Genomic DNA, 20859 nt, shown 5'->3' on the forward strand with positions numbered 1-20859 from the left:
GCTTCACTCAAAAAATTATATAATTCTTGCATAAAAAATAAAGGAGAAAAAATGAAAAAGAAAATCGCTACATTATTAACAGTTTTAGGTCTTTCAAGTCTTGCTTATGCAGATGGAATTTATGGAGTGATAGTAGATGTAAATGATGGTGCAAAAACCATTTTAATTGACACCACTTACGGTCAAAAAATGAATGTAAAAATTCTACCAAATACTGAAATTGATATGGATGATTGTGGTATTTTTGGTATGGATAAATACGGCACTTTTAGAGATTTAAAAGTAGGAACTTTTATAGAAGCTGAAGTTTTCCATGGCTATGCTCAAACAACACCAAATCCACAAACACCAAATCAAGTTCAAAATATAACTGCTAAAGAAATCAAAATCGAATGCAAAAAAAGAGCTTATTAAGCAAAATAACTCCTAAAAAGGAGTTATTTTAATGCGTTTTTTTCTTATACTAGTTTGCATTAGCACTTTTGCATTTGCTTATAAAGTTCAAGGCATCTTAAAAAACACCACAGCTCACACAATAAGCATTCAAACAAGTTTTGATAATAATTTAATCATCACAATTTTACCCCAAACACGTATTGATATTTATAATTGTGGAATTTTTGGAAGCAATAAAAAACAAGCTAATGTACAAGATTTAAAAAAAGGAAGCCTTGTTAAAATTAAAGGCAGTAAAAATGGAAGTATTATCATCGCTGAAAAAATTATAGTTGAATGCGATAATCAAAGAAGAGCTTATTAAGATAATAGCTCTTCTTTGTCTTCTTTATTGATTTTTTCTATATAAAGACTTTGCGAAGGAAAAGCAAAGCTGAGTTTATTTCTTTCAACAATTTTCATTAACTCAAGCAAAATACTTTGTCTTGCCTCTCTAAAACCACCTGCATCTACTGCTTTGGTATAAAAATATACTTCTATATCAATAGAACTTGCACCAAAACCACTCACAGCCACATAAGTGTTATTTTTATACCCTTCTAAGTCATTTACTGAAACCAAATTTTGTCTGTATCTAGCACGCGTTCCACCATGATTTAACGCGCTATCATCAACTTGGGCTATCAAAGGACTAGTTGCTAATAAATATCTTATATCTTCTACACATTGTTCAAGTTGCTCAGGTCTTGCATCATAAGTGACACCGATAAATAATTTTACATGGCGTCCTATTTTTCTTTTGCTCCAATTTTTTATATTTGTTCCCATGATGGTTGAGTTTGGTAAAAATACTAAAGAATTATCAAAAGTTCTAATAGTGGTTTTTCTAAGTCCAATTTCTACTATGGTTCCTTCTATACCTGAAATTTCCACCCAATCGCCTTGATTAAAACTATTATCAAAAAGCAAAAGCACGGAAGCAAAGAAATTTGCGATAATATCCTTAGCTGCTAATGCCACAGCTAAACCACCAATACCTAAAGATGCAATTAATGCTGAAATATTAAACCCTAAATGCGCTAAAACAAATAAAACAGCTATCACTATAATGATAAAATATAAAATTTTAATGATTAAATTAACCACTTCACGCTTACCACTTTTTTCAGCAAGCTTTGCAACAATCACCATGCCATAACTATCAAAGATATTTATCACAAGCCAAGCAGTTAAAATAACATAAGCAATAGATAAAATATTGCTAATTCTTATATCTACAGGCGCAGGATAGTAAAAAATAGTAAAACAAATTCCTATAGCATAAGCAAATAAAAACCAACCTACCGGCCCTTGAAGTTTTTCTAGAAAATGAGTTTTTATCTCCATATTAGCTGAATTTTTTCCAAATAAGCGTATAAGTATAAAATATAAAATCTTTGCTAGATAAAATTTCAAAGAATAAAAAAAGACAATTACAGCGATAGAAATGACTATTTTTCCAAGATTTACGCTACTAATAGAAGTTTGTTCATTAATATAATTAATCGCATTTTGCAAACCCAAACCTGTAAATAAAAAGTTAGTTTCAAGCAAGCTTGCATTGTTTCTTAGATAAACTAAAATTTCATTATAAGATTTAATAGCATTTCTTAAATTATTTTCATTGATTTCTAAGGTTCTAAGCTGAGTAATATCATTAATTTTTTCTTTATCTAAGGTAAAATTAAAAACCATATCTTCTTTAAGCACATCAATACTTTTATCAATAATGCTTCTTATAGTCTGACTTTGTGCTCCTTCGATAAAAACTTTTTCTAATTCAAAGATACATAGGTAAAAATGTTCTGCAGAGGTTAAATTTAAAAGTTTAATTTTATTATCCACATAATCATAATATCTTTTCTTAGCTTGAGCATTTTCAACACTTTTTTGCAAAGCATTTTTAGTTTGCAAAAAGTCTTTCGCCTCTTTATCATCAATTTTTTGAGATACCATTTTTAAAGGTAAAGTAGTTAAAATTGCAGCTTTTTGTTTTTCTATTTCTTTAATATTATCTTGAAATTCACTGCTATTTGTATCGCTATTTTTAAAACTTTCTAAAAGTAAATTTAGCTCTATGTAATTTTGCACTAGGGCAAAAATACTATTTTTATCCTCTAAAGCGTTTTTTTCTTGTGCATATAAAGCATTAACAAATAAAAAAAGCAAAATAATGCTAAGAATCTTTTTCATGGTTTTCTCGCTCTCTCTTGAATTAAAACAAAATTTTCAAAATTAAAATCATACTCATAAATTTCACCCGTTTCTATGATGTAATACCAAGCATGGAGTTCAATTTCTTTTTTATTTAAAGCTTCTTCAACGCCTGGATAAGTTAATAAATTTTGCAAAGAATTTACCAAATTCATTTTTTCAGTCATCCAAGAACGCATAGCTAAATCACTACCTGCAATCTTTAAAACCTTATTTTTTATAGGCTCAAGCAAAGTAAGCCATTTTTTGACATTAGGCATATTTTTTAAATCATTTTCATTTGCATATAAAGCCGCGCAGCCTCCGCAATTACTATGACCGCAAACTATAATATTTTTTATATGTAAAGAATTAAAAGCATATTCAATAGCTGAAGTAGTTGCTAAAAAATCATCCCCGACTCTATAAGGTGGAACGATATTGCCTATATTTCTTACAACAAAAAGCTCGCCTGGACCTGTATTAGTGATTAAGTTTGGTATCACTCTTGAATCAGCACAACCTATAAAAAGCGTATGAGGATTTTGCTTGTTTTTTAAACTTTCAAAAAGCTCTGCATGCTCTTTAAAATCTTCTTGCATAAATTTTAAAGCACCATCGATCAAGTCTTTCAAGAATAGTCCTTTTTTGTATTTTAACAAGACATTATACTAAAATTATTTTTACTTAAACCAAATCAATAAATTTATTTTTTGTTATATTTTTATGTAGTTTTAATCTTTCATTTATCTTTTTTTTGTAAATTTTGGTTTTAAAAATTATTGGAGGATTTTAATGAGTCTTTATGATAGAGATTATTCTAACTCTAAAACTCAAGAATTTGAAGGTTATGCTAGAAGTGATTTAAGCATTTTTATAAAACAAACTTATCAGCTTTTTGCTGCTTCATTATTAGCTGCAACAGCGGGCGCTTACATAGGAATTTTTGCTCTAGCGCATTTATTTGCACAATCTCAAGCAACTTTTTGGATTTTATTTGTTGTTGAAATTGGTTTATTGTTTGCATTACAATGGAAAAAAAGAGAAACTCCGCTTAATTTAATTTTACTTTTTACCTTTACTTTTGTTTCAGGGCTTACTTTAACACCACTTTTATATTCAGTTTTAGCACTTCCTGCAGGGGCTAGCATCATCGCTCAAGCTTTTGCTTTAACAACAGTAGCTTTTGGTGCTTTAAGTGTATTTGCTATGAATACAAAAAGAGATTTTACTATGATGGGAAAAATGCTTTTTATAGCTTTAATCGTTATCGTAGTGGCTTCTTTAATTAATCTATTTTTCCAAAGCTCACTTGTGAGTTTAGTTATTTCTGGTATTGGTGCGATTTTATTTTCTTTTTACATCCTTTATGATACTCAAAACATCATTAGAGGAAACTATGAAACACCAATCGAAGGCGCAGTTGCTCTTTATCTTGATTTTATCAACCTTTTCATCTCTCTTCTTAATATTTTAAGAAGCTTTAATAGCAGATAAAAATTTGCGAGATTTTTTCTCGCAAATTTTCTTTACCTCTTTCAAGTTTTTATCAAACTTTTTAAGTTAAAATACTCATTTTATTTTCAATAAGGAAAATTCATGACTACTCTTTTAATTATTTTGCAATTTGCAATTGTTGTAATTATTTGTATTGCAGTTTTATTACAAAAAAGTTCAAGCATAGGACTTGGAGCTTATAGTGGAAGTAATGAAAGTTTATTTGGAGCAAAAGGTCCTGCGGGATTTTTAGCTAAATTTACTTTTGTAATGGGTGTTTTACTTATTGCTAATACAATTGCTCTTAGCTATATGTATAATAATGCTAATTCTAACTCACTTGCTGAAAAAGCAGAACAAATTTTACCAAAAGCACCTGAGACAAACACAACTAACATTCCAGTTGCACCAAGTGCCCCAATTAGCGAAAGCAACACTAGCAAATAAAAAGGATAAACCATGCTAAATGAAATTTATACCAAACAAAAACAACAATCAGATAAAAGCTTAGAGGCCTTAAAAAAAGATTTTACCACTATAAGAACTGGTAAAGTAAATATCAACATACTTGATCATATTCATGTTGATTATTATGGTAGTGCAACCCCGCTTAATCAGGTAGCAACAGTTTTAGCAACCGATGCTTCAACCATAAGCATTACTCCTTGGGAAAAATCAATGCTAAAAGCTATAGAAAGTGCCATAGCTGCAGCAAATATAGGAGTAAATCCAAACAATGATGGTGAAAGTGTGAAATTATTCTTTCCACCTATGACAAGAGAACAAAGAGAAGAAAATGCTAAAAATGCCAAAGCTATGGGAGAAAAGGCTAAAGTAGCCATTAGAAACATTAGAAAAGACGCAAATGATGCGGTTAAAAAATTAGAAAAAGATAAAGCAATTTCAGAAGATGAAGCCAAAAAAGCTTATGATGAGGTTCAAAAACAAACTGATAATTACACAGCAAAAGTAGATGAATTAGTTAAAAATAAAGAAGCAGAACTTTTAAAGGTTTGATAATGAACTTAGAACAAATTTATAAAGATTGTGGGGCATACCTACAAGGGCATTTCTTGCTTAGCTCAGGGAAACACTCTGAGTTTTACCTTCAAAGTGCTAAAGTTTTAGAAAATCCAAAACTAGCAGGTGAACTTTGTGAGGAGCTTGCAAAAGTTATTGCTAGTTTTAACATTGAATTTGATAGCATTTGTTCTCCTGCCTTGGGTGGAATTTTAGCAGGTTATGAGCTTGCTAGAGCTTGCAATAAACGCTTTATTTTCACTGAGCGCGTAGAAGGAGTGATGAGTCTTAGACGTGGTTTTGAAGTAAAAAAAGGCGAAAAATTTATCGTTTGTGAAGATATTATTACAACAGGTGGTTCTGCACTTGAGAGTGCAAAAATCATCAAAAGCTTAGGTGGGGAAGTAGTAGGCTTTGCAGCTTTAGCAAATCGTGGTTTTTGTGCGGTAAAAAATTTAAACAACCCTAGAAAAGAAAATGCAAAACTGCCTGAAAATTTACCACTTTTTGCACTAGGAAATTTCGAATTTGATATTTATGAAGCAAATGCTTGTCCACTTTGTGAAAAAGGCACCAAAGCTATCAAGCCTGGTAGTCGTGGAAACTAATGAAAACTAAAGCAAAAATAGCTACTCGCTTTTTAAGATTTAAAGCTTTTTTGATTGATCTATTTTTGCTTTATGTGCCTGTTTTGTATTTATTTTATTTTACACTTGGCTCTAAAGAAGCCTTTTTAAACAATCAACTTATAATTTTTTTATGTTCTTTGCTTTTTGGGCTTATACAGGCCTTATTTTTAGCAAAAAAAGCTCAAAGTCCTGGACTTAAAGCTTATGATTTATATTTAATTGATCTTAAAAATGGCCAAAAACTTAATTTTTTTAGAATACTCTTACGCTATATAATTTTTATCGTAAGTTTTGGTTTATTGATTGGGTTTTTGGTAAGTTTTTTAAGAAAAGATACTTTGGCTTTGCATGATATTTTAAGCCAAAGTGTTATTGTCACAAAGGTAGAAAAATGAATAGAAAAAGAATTTATAATCCAAAATCAAATGAAACTTTAAATGATAGAAAAGTATTTAATGGTAATCCTCATGGGATTTTAAATTTTACTAAAGCAAAATACACTTGGGCTTTAAAGCTTTGGGATTTAATGGAGGCAAATACTTGGTTTCCAAAAGAAGTAGATACAACCAAAGATGCACTTGATTATCGCTGTAATCTAACCGTAGCAGAAAAAAGAATGTATGATTTAGTTTGGTCTCAACTTATCTCAATGGATAGTTTTCAAACAAACAATCTTGCTGATAATATTAATCCTTACATCACAGCACCTGAAATCAATGCAGTTTTAGCAAGACAAGCTTATGAAGAAGCAAATCACTCAAAATCTTATGCAGTAATGGTTGAAGCAATCTGTGAAAATACAGACTTAATTTATGAAATGGAAAAACATGATGAAACTTTAAGAGAAAAAAATGATTTCATTTCAAGCATTTATGAAGAATTAGCCGGTGAAGTAGATGATAACAAACTATTACTTGCAATGGTAGCAAATCAAATCTTAGAAGGAGTATATTTTTATAGTGGTTTTACTGCTATTTATGCTTTAGCGCGCGCAGGGAAAATGCTAGGATCAGCACAAATGATACGCTTTATACAAAGAGATGAGATTACACATTTGCTATTATTTCAAAATATGATTAATTCTGTGCGCAAAGAAAGACCTGATTTGTTTAATGATACCAATGTAAATAAAATCTATGATATGTTTAAAAAAGCAGGTGAACTTGAAATTAAATGGGGTAAATACATCACTCAAAATCAAATCATGGGTTTTACAGATGATATTATAGAAGAATATATTCATTATCTTGTTGATCAAAGACTAATTGCAATTAATCTTGATAAAATCTATAATGCAAAACATCCTATTAAATGGGTAGATGATTTTTCTAAATTTAATGATCAAAAGAGTAATTTCTTTGAAAGCAAGGTTACAAATTACTCCAAAGGAAGCTTAAGTTTTGATGACTTCTAAGTCTCAAAACTACTCATTTTTTTATACTTTTTAAATCAAATCTCTTTTTCAGTTTAATATTTTATTTTTATTTATTCTAATATAGTAAAATCGGCGGTTTTTATTTTATTTTAAAGGGGAAATGATGGAGTTTTTAGAACTTTTGTTAATCTTTATCGCCATAGTCCTCATGATAGTTAAACCAGAAAAAGAAAAATTAGCTTTTTCTATACTTGTAATTTCATGGGCTATTATGGTATTTGACTATTTAGGTCGTAAATCAGGCGCAATCTTAGGCCTAATGAATCTATAAGGTGGCAAATATGTGTGATATTAACAAAACTAAATTCTTTTATTTTTTAATGTGCTTAGCAGGCTTTTTGGTTATTTTATTGCCTGTTGGAATTGCAAATTTAATCTTTGGCTATATGCTAGGTGATAGCCCTTGTACTTCTTGCTGGGGTCAAAGAGAATCAATGATTTTCATCGGCGTAGCGGCTTTATTTGTTGTACGTTATGGTATGAAAGGTAAATTTTTAGCTTTCCTTTTAATCGCAACAGCTTTTGGTTTATGGCAATCATTTAATCATATAAGCGGCCATGCACACCGTGATCTTGATCAAGGTTTTGGTTTACCTATTTTTGGTTTACATACTTATTTTTGGGCTGAAGTGGTATTTTGGGCTGTAGTTTTACTACTTGGTGTTATTTTTGCCTTTGCTCCAAAATTTGGTTCTTTTGAAAAAGAAATGGAAGGATCTAGCTTTAGAAAATTAACTAAATTTAATCTAGCTGCTATGGTTATTGTTGCTTTTATTGTAGCTTCAAATGTATTCCAAGCTTTTGTAAGCACTGGTCCTGTTCCATATAGCGGACAAGGCGATCCGGTTCGTTTTAGTTTAAATCCAAAATATATCATTTGGGATGATTCAGGTTGGAGCAAAAGCTGGAAAAGCATTTCTTTCTTAGGAAAACGCGACGTTAAAGAACCTGACTTTGCTTTTGCGCCTGCTAGTGAAAAACTAGGTATTCAATTTGATAATAATATTAGCAATGCTCCATTTGCAAGTATTGATGAAAATCTAAAAATAACAAATGAAACAAAAATTGATTTTCCTAAAGCTATCAATACACTTGATTATATCAATGGAGAATATGTTGCAAGTTCAAAATGGGAAGTATTTTTCCTAGATAATAATTTTAGCACTAAAGTTGATTTTGTTTTAGATCCATATTTTTCAGCTACAATCAACCCTATCATAGGAATTATCCCTTATCTAGACAATAAATACATCTTAATGGGTTCTAATAAAACTTTCTTAAGATTTGCTCAAAATCCTAATGCAAATGAGGCTTTACAATATGCTGATTTTATGAAAGGTGCAAATAATTTCGAAGGTCAAGGCAAAGATCTTGGTCGTGGTAGAATTGATACAGTTAGAGCTAAATTCCATCACATCTTAAGCACAACTACCGATGGAAAATATATGTATACAGCAACTGTTCCAAACAATAAAAACGCTAAAACTTTTGTAATTTCTAAAATTTCTTTAGCAGATAGAGTTCTTTCAGCTGAATTTACTCCTAAAGCTGATCTAAAGGAAGGGAAAACACTAGGTGATCTTTATGTAACTTCAATGGCATTTAAAGATGGTAAAATTTATGCATTAAGCAAAAAGCATAATGTTATTGCTGTAATTGATCTAGACAAAGAAGAAGTTGTAAAAACTATTTCTTATCCAGAAAATATAACTAATGCAAGAAGTTTATTCTTTAAAGATGGCAAAATGCACATCTTATCTTATCAAGATGGATCGAACATCCTTTATACACTTGATTAATCTTAAGGCGTTTTTACGCCTTAAGGATTTTAAAGCTAGATAAAATAAAATTTAAGATAAAATAACACTTTTTATCAAGGGGTGCTTATTGATTCATATATTTGAACAAAAACAATGTCAAACTATGGCAGAAGAAATTCGCAAAAATACTTTCATCAATGAAGAATTATTTGAAGCTTTTTGTTCCACTCCAAGAGAAATTTTTTCACCTTTAAAAATGCATGCTTATAGACTTGATGCACTTCCTTTAATGGGTAATCAATGGATAAGCTCGCCTTTAACCGTAGCTAAAATGACTATGGCACTTGATTTTAAAGATGCTGATAGTGTTTTAGAAATAGGTTGTGGTAGCGGGTATCAAGCTGCGATTTTAAGCAAACTCATTAGAAGAGTTTTTACCATAGAGCGCATTGAAAAACTTGCAATTAGCGCTATAGAAAAATTTAAAAAACTAAACTATGCTAATATCCATGTAAAATTTGATGATGGACAAAATGGTTGGAAAAATTATGCACCTTATGATAGAATTTTACTCTCAGCTTATATAGAGCATATTCCAAATGTATTGTTTGATCAACTTGAAAACAATGGAATTTTAGTAGCTCCTTTACTCATAGGAAATCAACAATTTATCACTAAATTTACCAAAAAAGATGGCAAGATTAGTAAAGAAGTTTTAGACGAATGTCTTTTTGTGCCTATCAAAGATGGTAAAGAATAGTTAAAATTTCATTTTTAAAACAATAAAACCATATTCATCTTTATATTCACTCTCTTGTAAAAAACCATTTTTCTGATAAAATTTATATGCCTTATAATTATCTTTATTTACTTCAACATATTTCAAATGATAATTATTTACAGCTTTAGATATTAAAGCAGTGCCTATACCTTTGTTAAAATATTTTGACCTTAAAAACAACATTTCAATTTTATCGTCCACAAATGCTAAAAATCCAATCATTTCATCTTTATCATAGCAAATCAAATAATTTAAACTAAAGAATACTTGAGAATTTAAAAGATCATTTTTAATCTTTTCTCTGTCAAAATCAGATAAAAAATCATGGGAATGTTTTACACTATCCTCCCATATATCAATCAATTTATCCTTAATATTATCTGTAATTTTTTTAAAATATTTAATTTTAATATAATTATTTTTAAACATAAGCTTCCTATAGGATTTATTTTTTTATAATTATACTAAAAAAGGATTACTATGAAATTTAAAAAAATACTTTTTGGTTTATTTACCACTAGCATGCTTTTTGCCTATGAGCAAATGCCTCAAAATGCCTCACATGGAAATTTTATAGAAAAAGATAAATGGAAAAATTTAGATAAAAACTGGATTTATTGTGAAAGTGGGTTAAATCAAGATTTTATCAATATAAACAGCAAAAAGGCTACAAATAAAAATCATTCTTTAGAATTTAACTACTCAAATGATTCTTTTGGTTTAATAAATGATGGTTATACTATAAAAATGCATTTTGCAAGCAATGGAAGCCATATCGTGCTAGATAATACAGCTTATAATTTATCTCATTTTCACTTTCACGCTCCATCAAAAATTTCTATTGAAAAAAAGTCTTATCCTTTAGAAATTCATTTTAGTCATGTAAGTCAAAAAGGCGATATAGCAGTGGTTGCGCTGTTTTTACAAGAAGGCGCGGAAAATCCTTTTATTAAAAAAATCATCCGTGCTTTTCCTAAAAAAGAAGGCGATAAACTTTATGTTCAAGGCTTAAGTGCTAATGAGTTATTGCCAAATGACCTTCAATCTTTTTATATCTTTAAAAACAAACTCAACAAGCCTTGTAATCAAAAAATCACTTGGATAGTTTTAAAAGACATAAGCTATGCCTCTAAAGAGCAAATCCAAACCATACAAAATTTAATGGGAAAAAATGAGAATTTAAAAATACAAGAAATTAATAATTTAGAACAAAATGATTAAGTAAGCTAAACTTAATCATTTATAAAAGCTTGAATTTTTTCTAAATTAGCTCTAAAAAGTTTAAAATTTAACTCGCTTGAAATTTTTAAATCAGCAAAAAAAGGATTTTTCAAACTTGCTATAAGCAAGTAATCATCTTTTTTTAAAACTCTTTGTGCAGAAAATTCTTTATCTTTTACTTTTTCAAAAATACTTTCATTTGAACTAATATCTTCTTTTAATTTCTTACTATAAAGCAAAATTCCACAAAAGAAATTCCCAAATTCATCTTTAAATTTCACATCATAAAGAATAAAATCATCAAAAATAAAAGAATTTTGAGAATGATAAGTTTTTAAAGAAAAATCAAAAGCAATTTTTTCAAAATCTTTCTGATAAAAGCCTTGCTTATCAAATTTAGCATTGTTTTGCTTTAAAAATTCTTCACACATTTTAAATACAAGCTCATTGCGTCCCCACATAAGCTTTCTTCCTAAAATTCTAAAAAACAAAACTCCTGCTAAAACAGCAAAAAACAAAGCTATAATCACATCTTTGCTAAATTGAAAAGCAAGAAAAAATATAACCAAAGCTTCAGCAAATGCTAAAATTTGCAAAGCTTTGAGTCTTTTATTTAAAGCTTGCCTTATGGCTTCAAAATCCATTAAGACTTAGCCTTTTCCATTCTTTTTCTTTGAGTAGGATCAAGATATCTTTTTCTAACTCTAATATTTTGTGGAGTAACCTCTACAAGCTCATCTTCTTCTATCCATTCTAACGCTCTTTCAAGGCTTAATTTTCTAGGTGGTACAAGCTTAATCGCATCATCACTTCCACTTGCTCTAACATTGGTTAGATTTTTACCTTTAATAGGATTAACATCTAAATCATTTGGGCGTGAATGCTCACCTATAATCATACCTGTATATACTTTTGTTTGAGGATCAATGAACAATACCCCTCTATCTTGCAAATTAAACAAAGAATATCCTAGTGCAACACCATTTTCCATAGAAATTAACGCACCATTATTTCTTTTTTCAACTGCTCCGCTAAATGGACGAAACTCTAAAAAGCTATGATTCATCACACCCTCGCCTTTAGTATCTGTTAAAAATTGTGATCTAAATCCTATAAGCCCACGCGCAGGAATTTCGAACTCAAGTCTTGTTTGACCATCTCCAGTTGGTGTCATAGTTTTCATTTCAGCTTTTCTTTTACCTAATTTTTCAATCACAACCCCAGTAAAATCATCAGGCACATCAATCACTAAATGCTCAAATGGTTCTGTTTTAACTCCATCTTCTACCTTAACGATAACTTCAGGTCTTCCCATACAAAACTCAAAACCTTCTCTACGCATATTTTCAGCCAAGATAGTTATTTGAAGTTCGCCTCTTCCGCTTACTTTAAATTTACCCTCGCCTGTACTTTCATATTTCATAGCAATATTAGTTTTCATCTCAGCTTCTAGACGTTCTGCGATTTTATTTGAAGTTACATGCTTGCCTTCAGTACCTGCTAAAGGACCATCATTTACCGAAAATACTATGCTTAAAGTTGGTTCTTCTATATGTAAAGGATCAAGAGGCATAGGATTGTTTAGATCTACCACACTATCTCCTACATCTAAAGCTTCAAAACCTGCAATCGCTACAATATCACCTGTTCCTGCTTCCTCGATGTCCATTTTTTCTAGACCCATAAAACCAATAAGTTTTGAAATTCTTCCATTGATTTTAGAACCATCTGCCTTGGCAAGCATTACATTTTGATTTTTCTTTACTTTACCATTAAAAATTCTTGCAATGCCTATTTTACCAACGAAATTATCATAACCTAGAGTAAAAACTTGAAGCTGTAAAGGGTTTTCATCGCTACCGCTTGGAGCAGGTACGCGCTCAAGTATAGTCTTAAACAATGGCTCCATATTAGTGCTTTCATCTTCAAGTGCAAGCTTTGCATAACCATTTTTAGCAGCTGCATAAACTACAGCAAAATCAAGTTGTTCATCATTTGCTTCTAAAGCCACAAAAAGATCAAAAATTTCATTAATTACTCTTTCAGGATCAGCAGCTGGTTTGTCGATTTTATTGATAACAACGATAGGTTTAAGCCCTAAAGATAAAGCCTTTTTTACCACAAATTTAGTTTGAGGCATAACACCTTCTTGCGCATCAACTAAAAGCAAAACCCCATCAACCATTTTTAACACACGCTCAACCTCACCGCCAAAATCAGCATGGCCTGGAGTGTCTATGATGTTTATTTTAGTACCTTTATAATTAATAGCAGTATTTTTAGAAAGTATAGTAATACCTCTTTCTTTTTCTATATCATTACTATCCATCACACGCTCTGCTATTTGCTCGCGTTCACTAAAGGTTCCTGATTGTTTTAAAAGCTCATCTACCATTGTTGTTTTTCCATGGTCAACGTGAGCTATAACAGCTATATTTCTAATATTGTCCAAGTTTTTCTCCAAAGTCTTAAATTTAAAATCTAATATTATATAAAAAAATTGCTTAAAAATTAAGATTGCTAAATTGGAACACTTGTTGCTTTTATTTTGGGTAAGAATTATTTTTAAGGAGAAAAATATGTCAAACCTAGGAACTCAAATCTTTAACGCTAACTTAGAAAAACAAGGAACTTCAGTTTTAAATAGTAAGCATTTTATGGAACTTTTAAATTATCTAGAAGTTGTAAATTCAAGTGAAGAAAAAGAACTAAACTATGCAAAACTTTCAAGTAAAGTAAGTGAAATTTTGGATGATGCTCATAATGAAAATGCAGTTTTAAATGCTAAAAATATAGAAGAATTACTAGTAATATTTAAAAACTTTAATCTTTCTCATGAAAATTTAAAACTTGATTGTGCAGCACAATTGCAAAATTTATTTCCAAATTTAGCAAAAAATAATTTTTTAGTAGGTTAATTAATGTCAAATATCCAAGCTAGCGATGCTTTAAACTTACTAAGCATCGCTCCACAAAATGAAAATCCTAGCAAAGAAAGTGCTAATTCAAATAGTGATGGAGAAGAATTTTTAAATTCACTATTACAAGCTATAGATGAAAAAGATGGAAGTTTACCAAAAGACTTTAAAGCACCACAAAAAGAAAATAAAAACGAAAGCTTAAAAGAAACCATTGACGATAAAGTTCAATTAGACGAAAAGGATGCTTTAAAGCTTTTTGAAGGTGCAAATTTTATGCAAATTCTTTCTTTACTAGAAGTTTTACAAAGTGATAGCAAGGATATAAAATTAAACAAACTTGTCCAAGATAATACTGCTATTTTAGCTCTTGAAAAAAACCTGCACAAGTTAAAAAATATAAAAAATATCAATGAGCTTTTTAATATAGCAAAAGAACTTGGATTAAATATAAAAAATATAAAATTTGAACAAATCAAAGATTTAAAAGAAGCTTTTCCAAATCTTGATAAAAAAGGTTTTTTTGAAAATGCAAAACAAAACAATACTAATGTTTTTCAAGATTTAATCAATCAAAAAATCACCAAACTTTTAAAAGAAGAACCAAATACAAATAAAAATATAAAAAGCAAAGAAAACGAAGGTATTTCTTTACTTTCTTCTGCTTTAAAAAACATAGAGCTTCCAAAAAAAGATGTAAAAGTAAAAGAAAATATTCAAAATATAGATTTCAAAGAAAAATTTATAGAAAAAATTCAAGATAACAAAGAAATAAAAAATATAAAAAATATTAATAAAAATGATAAATTAAATGATATTGAACTCATTAATCTAACTCAAAATTCAAACTTAAAAAAAGAAATTAAAGATAAAGAAAAAATAGATTTTAAAGAAATATTGAAAAATGAAAAATTAACTACCAGCGAAGATAGTTTTAGTAAAAAAATAAGTTCTGTTTTAGAAAATTCAAAGGACTTAAAAGCTGAATTAATAAATACAAAAAATACTCAAAATTTACAAAATCAAGATTTAAAAATTAATTTAGAGAATTTATTAAATCCTCAAGAAAAACAATTAAAAACAGAAAAAAATACTCAAAACACAGATGTTTTTAACGATATTTTCAAAACCACCAAAGAACTTACAAAAGATGATAGTGATCATAATGAAGAAAATTTAAATTCTTACGTGAAAGAAATGAATAGAGTTTCTAATAATTTTGTGAAAAATCAAAATATTCCTATGAAAGAAACTTTCAATGATTTTGCCCAAGAATTTAAAGACAAACTAGAAAGTTATAAAGCACCTATAACTCGCTTTAGTATAACTTTAAATCCACACAATCTTGGAGAAGTAGAAGTTACCTTAGTCCAAAGAGGATCTAATCTAAACATCAGCTTTAATTCTAATCAAAATACTTTAAATCTTTTCATACAACATCAAGCTGAGTTTAAAAACGCTCTTGTGAACATGGGCTTTACAAATTTAGAAATGAATTTTAATAATCAAGAAAGAAAAGAACAAAATAACCAACAAAAACAAAAAAACAATAATAATAATAATAAAGAAGATAAGGTGAATTTCGAAAAAGAAATTCAAGAAAAACCAAGCTTAGAAATGGTTTTAGCAAAATATTTTTAAATGGAATATTTTTTGCTTTAAGCTTTAAAAATATATAAAAAAGGATTTTTATGTCAAATATAAATACACAAACTCTTCAAGGTCCTTTAGCAACACTTAATACTAAAGATATGCCAAATGCAAAAGGAAATGCTAGAGCTGGAGAAGGCGATAGTGGGTTGATTTATAACCCTGGAGCAGAACTTGACAAGGATGCATTTTTAAAGCTTCTTTTGATAGAACTTCAACACCAAGATCCAACCGATCCTATGGATACTGAAAAAATGCTTACTCAAACAGCACAACTTTCAGCACTTGAAATGCAAGATAACACCAATAAAACCATGACTCAACTAGTAGATGCGATGGCAAAACTACAAAATTCTATTGCAGCAAGTACCGGTATGAGTGCATTAGCTGCGGTTGGAAAACTTGCAACAGTTAAAGATGATTATCTTGTGGTAGCAGATGATGATATACAATTTCAAATTAATATGTATTTACCAAAAGAACCACAAAAAGGTAAAAAGACTGATATTGACACTGAAGGTTTTGAACTTAAGAAAAATGGTGAAGACAAACTAGACATTACAGGTAAGGTAGATAAAGAAATAGCAGGGCCTGGGGAAACTGTATATGTAAAATTAGTTGATGATAAAGGCCAAGAAGAAACTGTTAAAGCGGTAGTTGGTGAGGATCAAACCTTTAAAATTATAGGACATACTCCAAGCGTTGATATCAAAACAGCTAAGATTGATTCAGCTTATAAATCAGATAGCGAACCTGTAACATTTACTATTTATAACGAAGCAGGTGATCCTGTAAGAACAATGAAAGTTAAAGATATGACTGCAGGTATGAAACAGATTGTTTGGGATAGAACAGATGATAGTGGAAATCCTGTGCCATCTGGTAAATACTATGTAAGAGCAAATTATATAGGCGAAGATGGAACAACAGTTAACTCAACTTATGGTGCTTATCCTATCACTGGTGTAAGATTTGAAGATGGCGAAGCTCTAGTTGGTATGGGCGGTAGCTGGGTTAAATGGGAAGACATTAAAGAAATTACAGGATAAAATCATGTTTACAGCATTTTACAATGGAGTAAATGGAGTAAAATCCCAAAGTTATGGTATAGACAATACTGCTCACAATATAAGCAATGTCAATACAGTTGGTTTTAAATACTCTGATGTAGCATTCAAAGATGTATTTTACAGCACCGTTACAACTCAATCATACAACAAAGGTCAAACTGGTTATGGTAGTGTAGCAGGAGCCACAAATGATGTTTTTGAACAAGGGCCACTAGTTTCTACTGATAACGAATTTGATGTGGCTATTGCTGGAAAGGGCTTTTTTGGTGTAAGTAATGCCAATGGAGTTTATTATACTAGAAATGGTGCTTTTAAACCTGATGCAAATGGATTTTTAGTAGATTCAAATGGTAATTATGTGCTTGGAACTATGAATCCATCATTAAAAGAAATTCAGCTAAGCGATAGGGTTTCTAATATGTTTGGTCAAGTTATGGGACAAAAAGTTACCACAGCTTGGAGTGGAACACCTGGAGAAAATTTCCAAATAGGTGGAGTTAATACACAAGGGCCTATTTCTGTGCCTAAAAATCTTTATTTACCACCTCAACCAACACAAAATATCACTTGGAGTGGAAATTTAGACACAAGTACCAAAACAGAAGCAGTGAATGTAGATGTAGATGCTTCTAAATTTGAATTTAGTAAAAATGAAGATGGTAGTGTAAAAATTTCAGGTAGTGTAAAAGATGAGCAAATTTTTGGTTTAAAGCCTGGTGATACTATATATTTTAAAATTACTGACGAAAAAGGTGTTAGTCAAACATTACAAGCTACTTTAGATGAGAATTTGGCTTTTAGTATTGACAATCAAAAACTAGATAAAGTAGATTTAGAAACAGCTAAGTTAGAATCATCTCATTTAAGTGTAGAAAAAGAAGTAGCTGATAGCACAGAACTTTCTGCAAAATTAATTAATCCTGATGGTTCTACTTCTTGGGTTAAGGTTAAATTAGATAGAGTTTTACCACAAAATGGCACAGATTTAGAGTACAAAGCAGTTGCTCAAGTATATGATAATGATGGCAATAAAATAGGTGGAACTACCGAAGGTTTAATCACCTTTAATGAAGCTGGAGCTTTGGTATCTAGCACTCTAAACTCAGTTGATAATAACGGAACAAAAGTCAATATAAACCTTGGTTCTTATTATGATCCAAATATACCAAATTCAGGTTATGATGGACTTCATGCTTTAAAAAATAAACAGCCTTCAGTACACACACAAACAGATGGCAAAGGTGAAGGGTTTTTAAATAATTATTCTATCAATACAGATGGTACCATCATCGCCACTTTTACTAATGGTGATCAAATAGCTATGGCAAAACTTGCTTTGTTTAATTTTACCAATGAACAAGGTTTGGAAAAGCTAGGAGAAAATCTTTATGGACAAACAGGAAATAGCGGTAATCCAACCTTTTTGCTTGATGATAATGGAAATTTCAGCACAGCAACCTTTAAAGGCTCTTATTTAGAGCAATCAAATGTAGATTTATCCGTAGCATTTACAAACTTAATCACTTTGCAAAAAGCTTATGATTCAAGTAGTAAAAGTATCACAACAGCTGATCAAATGATACAAAAAGCAATCAACATGAAACGCTAATTTTAGCCTTTCATGATGGTTCTTTTGAATTTTTTTCTAAAATATATTTTATTTCTTGCTCAAAAAATTCATACACCCTAAGTTGCACTAAAGCTTCTTCTTCATTTTTATCCATCAAACGCTCAAGTCTATGAAAATTAATCTTTTTTGCATATCTTGGATTTTTCTTTAAAAGCAAAGCAATATTTTTAAGCAAAGCATCTAAACTAAGCTCATTTTTTAAAACTCTATCTACATATTCTTTAGAAGTTTGCACTAAAATAGCCTGCCTGCTTTTATCATCTGGATAAACTTCACTTGCAATATCAGCCAAAACTTGCCAAATTTCTGCTTTTATAGTCTTATTTGCCACAATAATAGCAGCAAAAGATTTTGCTCTAAATTCTAAAGATAAATGACTAGGAACAAAAAATTCTCTAAATTTAGATAAAAAATTTGCAAATATACTCAACATACTTCACCTCAATGTTTTTTAAGATATTTTAAGGTATTATTTCAACTGCCTTCTCTTAGACCTGTGCAATGCTATTTTTAAGCACCGCTTCAGGGTGGGAACACAGCAGAGCACTTAGACTTAGTGTGTGCCGCAGTCATCTGGGAGAAGGTTTTAAAGTTTAAAATATCCTTTAATATCCTCACAAATTCTAAAGAAATTTACCCCATTAATAGTCGGATTTGTTTTAAAATATTCATACATTCCCACAAAACCGCTTTCAAGCTCTTTAGACTTTACTCCATAGCTAATTGACAAAGCTGCTTCTATAAAAGCTGCTAGCTTATCACAATATTTCAAAGCTTTTCCATCAATAGCTTTAAAACGATCTTCATTAACCGCATCTAAACTACCACTATAAACACTTGGCTTGTTATTAAAAATACGATTTTCAAATTCATTTTTCACAAAGGCACTTTCTTCATTTTGTCCTTCTCTAATACCAAGTATATAGCTAAATTCCTCTCTAAAAGATAGTGGTATAAAAGGTAAAATTTTCTCATTAATAAGCTTCATTTCATACTCATTGATGATTTCATTTAAACCATCTATGCCATATTTTACCGGAGAGATGATATCTCTAGTTAAACTTTCAGGCAAATCATGAAACAAAGCGCAATAAAAATTGCTTTCTATTCTACCATCGCATGCTTTTACTTCTAAAGAATAAAAATAAGACAAAATAGCTACCACAAGCATATGTCCTAAAACCGCAGTTTCTGGAATCCTTGGAGTTTGCGCCCATCTTTTTTGAAAACGCAAACGCCCGCTTAAATCGATTATTTTAGAAATTTTTTGATTAAGAGCTATTTTTCTTGCACCGATTAATTCATAATAATCTTCTAATTCTTCTTCAACCTTAGCCTTAATCTCATCAATATCACTTAAAAACGAGCTAGTTTGATAAACTATATTAAACTCCCATCTTGTCGCAAAATACGAAGCAGCTTTTAAAATAAGCCTTTCTTTAGCATAATCTTTACCTTGTAAAAAAAGCTCATAGCGTTTTAAAAACTCACCATTTTCAATATCTTGAATCATCGGTGCGATTTTACTTAACACCCAAGCGCTTACCTGCTCATTTTTTGCTCGTGTTATCTCATGGTACACATCAGGGCGTATATCAGTCACTACTACCCTACTTAAAAACTCAAAAATCCCCGCTTCTATGATAAAGCGCATATTGACATCTTTTTCCATTTTAGCAATGAAATAAGCAATGATAAATTTATGCGCTTGTTTATCAAGCTCAACTAAATTTGTCATTCTAGGATAATCATTCCACCTTGATATAGAAGCGGCTTTAAAAATATGCTCTATTAATTCTACACTAATCATTTATTTCCTTTTTTTGCTGTGATTTTACTTTATTTTATAATCTTTAGCAAATTTTATTTTGATATTATGATTTAATGTTTTATTATTAAATAATCTTTTGCAATAAGAAGAATTTGAGATTAACAAGCTTGTATCAATAAAAATTATAAAACTAGCTTTAAACAATCAAAAAAGCTCTTTTGTTTTATAGAGTGTATATCCTTCATAATAATAGCTTGCATCAATCCCTCTTGCAAAAATATTAAAGCTATGAATGTCATCACTCAAAGCATTTTGAAGTAAAATTTTTATCTCTACATCTTTAATAGGACTTCTTTGCATAGCCATTATATAATCATCTTTATCAATCAAACTCCAATCAACCACTTTTTTCAACTCTTTTTTAAGTATTAAATCAAGCCAAATTCTCATACTTCTGCCATTTCCCTCTCTGAAAGGATGAGCTACATTCATTTCTACATATTTTTCTACAATTTGTTCAAAGCAAGATTGCTCCATGAGTTCTATTTTTTTAATTGCCTCATGTAAATAAACAGCAGGAGCAAATCTAAAATTTTCTTTTGAAATATTTACTTCTCTTATTTTTCCTGCAAAATCATAAATATCTTCAAATAATTTTTGATGAATCACCCTTAAGCTTTCAAAACTTCCTGCTTTTAATGTATCTAAAAAACCACTTTCAAATAAAGCTTTTGCCTTTAGTTTGCTTATTCTTTCCTCTTCTTTGGCTAATTCTAGTTGATTTTTTATACCAAGTTTATTTGTAAGTATCATTTTAAACCTTTAAAGTTTATATTTTATAAGATATTT

24 protein-coding genes and 1 other RNA gene are annotated in these 20859 nt (G+C 29.9%); 17 read left to right on the top strand and 8 right to left on the bottom strand.

Annotation, left to right across the window (positions count from 1 at the left end; translation table 11 throughout):
• The first annotated feature begins 51 nt into the window (after nt 1-51).
• Nucleotides 52-414, top strand: a complete 363-nt coding sequence (locus L8T90_RS06055) for a hypothetical protein (protein WP_263664050.1) — start codon at nt 52-54, stop codon at nt 412-414.
• Nucleotides 415-445: 31 nt separating this feature from the next.
• Entirely contained in the window at nt 446-760 is a 315-nt protein-coding gene (locus tag L8T90_RS06060; RefSeq protein ID WP_263736995.1) for a hypothetical protein, read from the top strand.
• On the opposite strand, the gene L8T90_RS06065 is transcribed toward L8T90_RS06060, so the two are convergent.
• Together L8T90_RS06065 and L8T90_RS06070 are read right to left on the bottom strand one after the other, a co-directional pair.
• On the bottom strand, nt 757-2628 hold the full coding sequence (locus L8T90_RS06065) for a mechanosensitive ion channel family protein (RefSeq protein WP_263736996.1): 1872 nt from the start codon (nt 2626-2628) through the stop codon (nt 757-759). The genes L8T90_RS06060 and L8T90_RS06065 overlap by 4 nt on opposite strands.
• Complete coding sequence (locus L8T90_RS06070; protein WP_263664047.1) at nt 2625-3263, bottom strand: carbonic anhydrase; 639 nt, start codon at nt 3261-3263, stop codon at nt 2625-2627. Before L8T90_RS06070 ends, L8T90_RS06065 begins: the two co-directional genes overlap by 4 nt.
• Nucleotides 3264-3423: 160 nt before the next feature.
• On the opposite strand from L8T90_RS06070, the gene L8T90_RS06075 reads away from it, so the two are divergent.
• From L8T90_RS06075 to L8T90_RS06115, 9 genes are all read left to right on the top strand, one after another.
• A complete protein-coding gene (locus L8T90_RS06075) occupies nt 3424-4125 on the top strand; it encodes a Bax inhibitor-1/YccA family protein (protein ID WP_263736997.1) in 702 nt (233 codons plus the stop codon).
• Nucleotides 4126-4227: 102 nt separating this feature from the next.
• A complete protein-coding gene (gene secG, locus L8T90_RS06080; protein WP_012662194.1) occupies nt 4228-4572 on the top strand; it encodes a preprotein translocase subunit SecG in 345 nt (114 codons plus the stop codon).
• A gap of 12 nt (nt 4573-4584) precedes the next feature.
• A complete protein-coding gene (frr, locus tag L8T90_RS06085; protein WP_039668941.1) occupies nt 4585-5142 on the top strand; it encodes a ribosome recycling factor in 558 nt (185 codons plus the stop codon).
• 2 nt (nt 5143-5144) lie between these two features.
• Nucleotides 5145-5753, top strand: a complete 609-nt coding sequence (gene pyrE / locus L8T90_RS06090) for an orotate phosphoribosyltransferase (protein WP_263736998.1) — start codon at nt 5145-5147, stop codon at nt 5751-5753.
• A complete protein-coding gene (locus tag L8T90_RS06095; RefSeq protein ID WP_263664044.1) occupies nt 5753-6169 on the top strand; it encodes an RDD family protein in 417 nt (138 codons plus the stop codon). The genes pyrE and L8T90_RS06095 overlap by 1 nt, the downstream gene beginning before the upstream one ends.
• A complete protein-coding gene (locus tag L8T90_RS06100) occupies nt 6166-7188 on the top strand; it encodes a ribonucleotide-diphosphate reductase subunit beta (RefSeq protein ID WP_263664043.1) in 1023 nt (340 codons plus the stop codon). The genes L8T90_RS06095 and L8T90_RS06100 overlap by 4 nt, the downstream gene beginning before the upstream one ends.
• A gap of 124 nt (nt 7189-7312) precedes the next feature.
• Complete coding sequence (locus L8T90_RS06105; RefSeq protein WP_039619427.1) at nt 7313-7480, top strand: hypothetical protein; 168 nt, start codon at nt 7313-7315, stop codon at nt 7478-7480.
• Nucleotides 7481-7490: 10 nt separating this feature from the next.
• The gene (locus L8T90_RS06110; RefSeq protein ID WP_263736999.1) at nt 7491-9008 is read left to right on the top strand and encodes a disulfide bond formation protein B; all 1518 of its coding nucleotides are present in this window, start codon (nt 7491-7493) and stop codon (nt 9006-9008) included.
• 91 nt (nt 9009-9099) lie between these two features.
• Entirely contained in the window at nt 9100-9729 is a 630-nt protein-coding gene (locus L8T90_RS06115) for a protein-L-isoaspartate(D-aspartate) O-methyltransferase (protein WP_087685667.1), read from the top strand.
• Here the strand turns inward: L8T90_RS06115 and L8T90_RS06120 are convergent, their stop codons facing one another.
• Nucleotides 9730-10113 (bottom strand): GNAT family N-acetyltransferase, encoded by a 384-nt coding sequence (locus L8T90_RS06120; protein WP_263691487.1) that lies wholly within the window; start codon nt 10111-10113, stop codon nt 9730-9732. It lies immediately after the preceding gene.
• Between the two features lie 117 nt (nt 10114-10230).
• Here L8T90_RS06120 and L8T90_RS06125 point away from each other — a divergent pair, with 117 nt between their 5' ends.
• The gene (locus L8T90_RS06125; RefSeq protein WP_263737000.1) at nt 10231-10971 is read left to right on the top strand and encodes a carbonic anhydrase family protein; all 741 of its coding nucleotides are present in this window, start codon (nt 10231-10233) and stop codon (nt 10969-10971) included.
• An 11-nt stretch (nt 10972-10982) separates the two neighbouring features.
• Here the strand turns inward: L8T90_RS06125 and L8T90_RS06130 are convergent, their stop codons facing one another.
• Nucleotides 10983-11615 (bottom strand): poly(A) polymerase, encoded by a 633-nt coding sequence (locus tag L8T90_RS06130; protein WP_263737001.1) that lies wholly within the window; start codon nt 11613-11615, stop codon nt 10983-10985.
• Nucleotides 11615-13423, bottom strand: coding sequence for a translational GTPase TypA (gene typA, locus L8T90_RS06135; protein WP_263737002.1), 1809 nt, complete (start codon nt 13421-13423; stop codon nt 11615-11617). The genes L8T90_RS06130 and typA overlap by 1 nt, the downstream gene beginning before the upstream one ends.
• A 127-nt stretch (nt 13424-13550) precedes the next feature.
• Between typA and L8T90_RS06140 the strand changes: the two genes are divergently transcribed.
• From L8T90_RS06140 to L8T90_RS06160, 4 genes are read left to right on the top strand one after another with little or no spacing between them, the layout of a single operon-like run.
• Complete coding sequence (locus tag L8T90_RS06140; RefSeq protein ID WP_263683132.1) at nt 13551-13889, top strand: hypothetical protein; 339 nt, start codon at nt 13551-13553, stop codon at nt 13887-13889.
• 3 nt (nt 13890-13892) lie between these two features.
• Nucleotides 13893-15530 carry a flagellar hook-length control protein FliK gene (locus L8T90_RS06145; protein WP_263737003.1) on the top strand — a complete coding sequence of 546 codons (1638 nt, stop codon included), beginning with the start codon at nt 13893-13895 and terminating at the stop codon, nt 15528-15530.
• Nucleotides 15531-15580: 50 nt separating this feature from the next.
• Nucleotides 15581-16588, top strand: coding sequence for a flagellar hook capping FlgD N-terminal domain-containing protein (locus L8T90_RS07940; RefSeq protein ID WP_412175003.1), 1008 nt, complete (start codon nt 15581-15583; stop codon nt 16586-16588).
• A gap of 4 nt (nt 16589-16592) precedes the next feature.
• The gene (locus L8T90_RS06160; RefSeq protein WP_263737004.1) at nt 16593-18218 is read left to right on the top strand and encodes a flagellar hook protein FlgE; all 1626 of its coding nucleotides are present in this window, start codon (nt 16593-16595) and stop codon (nt 18216-18218) included.
• Nucleotides 18219-18228: 10 nt separating this feature from the next.
• Here the strand turns inward: L8T90_RS06160 and L8T90_RS06165 are convergent, their stop codons facing one another.
• On the bottom strand, nt 18229-18672 hold the full coding sequence (locus tag L8T90_RS06165; protein WP_263737005.1) for a hypothetical protein: 444 nt from the start codon (nt 18670-18672) through the stop codon (nt 18229-18231).
• 52 nt (nt 18673-18724) lie between these two features.
• On the opposite strand from L8T90_RS06165, the gene ffs reads away from it, so the two are divergent.
• An RNA gene (ffs, locus tag L8T90_RS06170) (signal recognition particle sRNA small type) lies at nt 18725-18822 on the top strand.
• Nucleotides 18823-18825: 3 nt separating this feature from the next.
• Here ffs and L8T90_RS06175 read toward each other — a convergent pair.
• Together L8T90_RS06175 and fic are read right to left on the bottom strand one after the other, a co-directional pair.
• Nucleotides 18826-20049 (bottom strand): HD domain-containing protein, encoded by a 1224-nt coding sequence (locus tag L8T90_RS06175; RefSeq protein WP_039629186.1) that lies wholly within the window; start codon nt 20047-20049, stop codon nt 18826-18828.
• Between the two features lie 165 nt (nt 20050-20214).
• Nucleotides 20215-20823 (bottom strand): protein adenylyltransferase Fic, encoded by a 609-nt coding sequence (gene fic / locus L8T90_RS06180; protein WP_263683136.1) that lies wholly within the window; start codon nt 20821-20823, stop codon nt 20215-20217.
• Between the last annotated feature and the right edge of the window lie 36 nt (nt 20824-20859).

The sequence above is a fragment of the Campylobacter sp. RKI_CA19_01121 genome (assembly GCF_025771295.1).
Taxonomy (GTDB): domain Bacteria; phylum Campylobacterota; class Campylobacteria; order Campylobacterales; family Campylobacteraceae; genus Campylobacter_D.

Bases quoted from the DNA above. Each gene is read 5' to 3' on its own strand.
- L8T90_RS06055 (WP_263664050.1), top strand. From the start codon at position 52: ATGAAAAAGAAAATCGCTACATTATTAACAGTTTTAGGTCTTTCAAGT.
- L8T90_RS06060 (WP_263736995.1), top strand. From the start codon at position 446: ATGCGTTTTTTTCTTATACTAGTTTGCATTAGCACTTTTGCATTTGCT.
- L8T90_RS06065 (WP_263736996.1), bottom strand. From the start codon at position 2,628: ATGAAAAAGATTCTTAGCATTATTTTGCTTTTTTTATTTGTTAATGCT.
- L8T90_RS06075 (WP_263736997.1), top strand. From the start codon at position 3,424: ATGAGTCTTTATGATAGAGATTATTCTAACTCTAAAACTCAAGAATTT.
- secG (WP_012662194.1), top strand. From the start codon at position 4,228: ATGACTACTCTTTTAATTATTTTGCAATTTGCAATTGTTGTAATTATT.
- frr (WP_039668941.1), top strand. From the start codon at position 4,585: ATGCTAAATGAAATTTATACCAAACAAAAACAACAATCAGATAAAAGC.
- pyrE (WP_263736998.1), top strand. From the start codon at position 5,145: ATGAACTTAGAACAAATTTATAAAGATTGTGGGGCATACCTACAAGGG.
- L8T90_RS06095 (WP_263664044.1), top strand. From the start codon at position 5,753: ATGAAAACTAAAGCAAAAATAGCTACTCGCTTTTTAAGATTTAAAGCT.
- L8T90_RS06100 (WP_263664043.1), top strand. From the start codon at position 6,166: ATGAATAGAAAAAGAATTTATAATCCAAAATCAAATGAAACTTTAAAT.
- L8T90_RS06105 (WP_039619427.1), top strand. From the start codon at position 7,313: ATGGAGTTTTTAGAACTTTTGTTAATCTTTATCGCCATAGTCCTCATG.
- L8T90_RS06110 (WP_263736999.1), top strand. From the start codon at position 7,491: ATGTGTGATATTAACAAAACTAAATTCTTTTATTTTTTAATGTGCTTA.
- L8T90_RS06125 (WP_263737000.1), top strand. From the start codon at position 10,231: ATGAAATTTAAAAAAATACTTTTTGGTTTATTTACCACTAGCATGCTT.
- L8T90_RS06130 (WP_263737001.1), bottom strand. From the start codon at position 11,615: ATGGATTTTGAAGCCATAAGGCAAGCTTTAAATAAAAGACTCAAAGCT.
- L8T90_RS06140 (WP_263683132.1), top strand. From the start codon at position 13,551: ATGTCAAACCTAGGAACTCAAATCTTTAACGCTAACTTAGAAAAACAA.
- L8T90_RS06145 (WP_263737003.1), top strand. From the start codon at position 13,893: ATGTCAAATATCCAAGCTAGCGATGCTTTAAACTTACTAAGCATCGCT.
- L8T90_RS07940 (WP_412175003.1), top strand. From the start codon at position 15,581: ATGTCAAATATAAATACACAAACTCTTCAAGGTCCTTTAGCAACACTT.
- L8T90_RS06160 (WP_263737004.1), top strand. From the start codon at position 16,593: ATGTTTACAGCATTTTACAATGGAGTAAATGGAGTAAAATCCCAAAGT.
- L8T90_RS06165 (WP_263737005.1), bottom strand. From the start codon at position 18,672: ATGTTGAGTATATTTGCAAATTTTTTATCTAAATTTAGAGAATTTTTT.
- L8T90_RS06175 (WP_039629186.1), bottom strand. From the start codon at position 20,049: ATGATTAGTGTAGAATTAATAGAGCATATTTTTAAAGCCGCTTCTATA.
- fic (WP_263683136.1), bottom strand. From the start codon at position 20,823: ATGATACTTACAAATAAACTTGGTATAAAAAATCAACTAGAATTAGCC.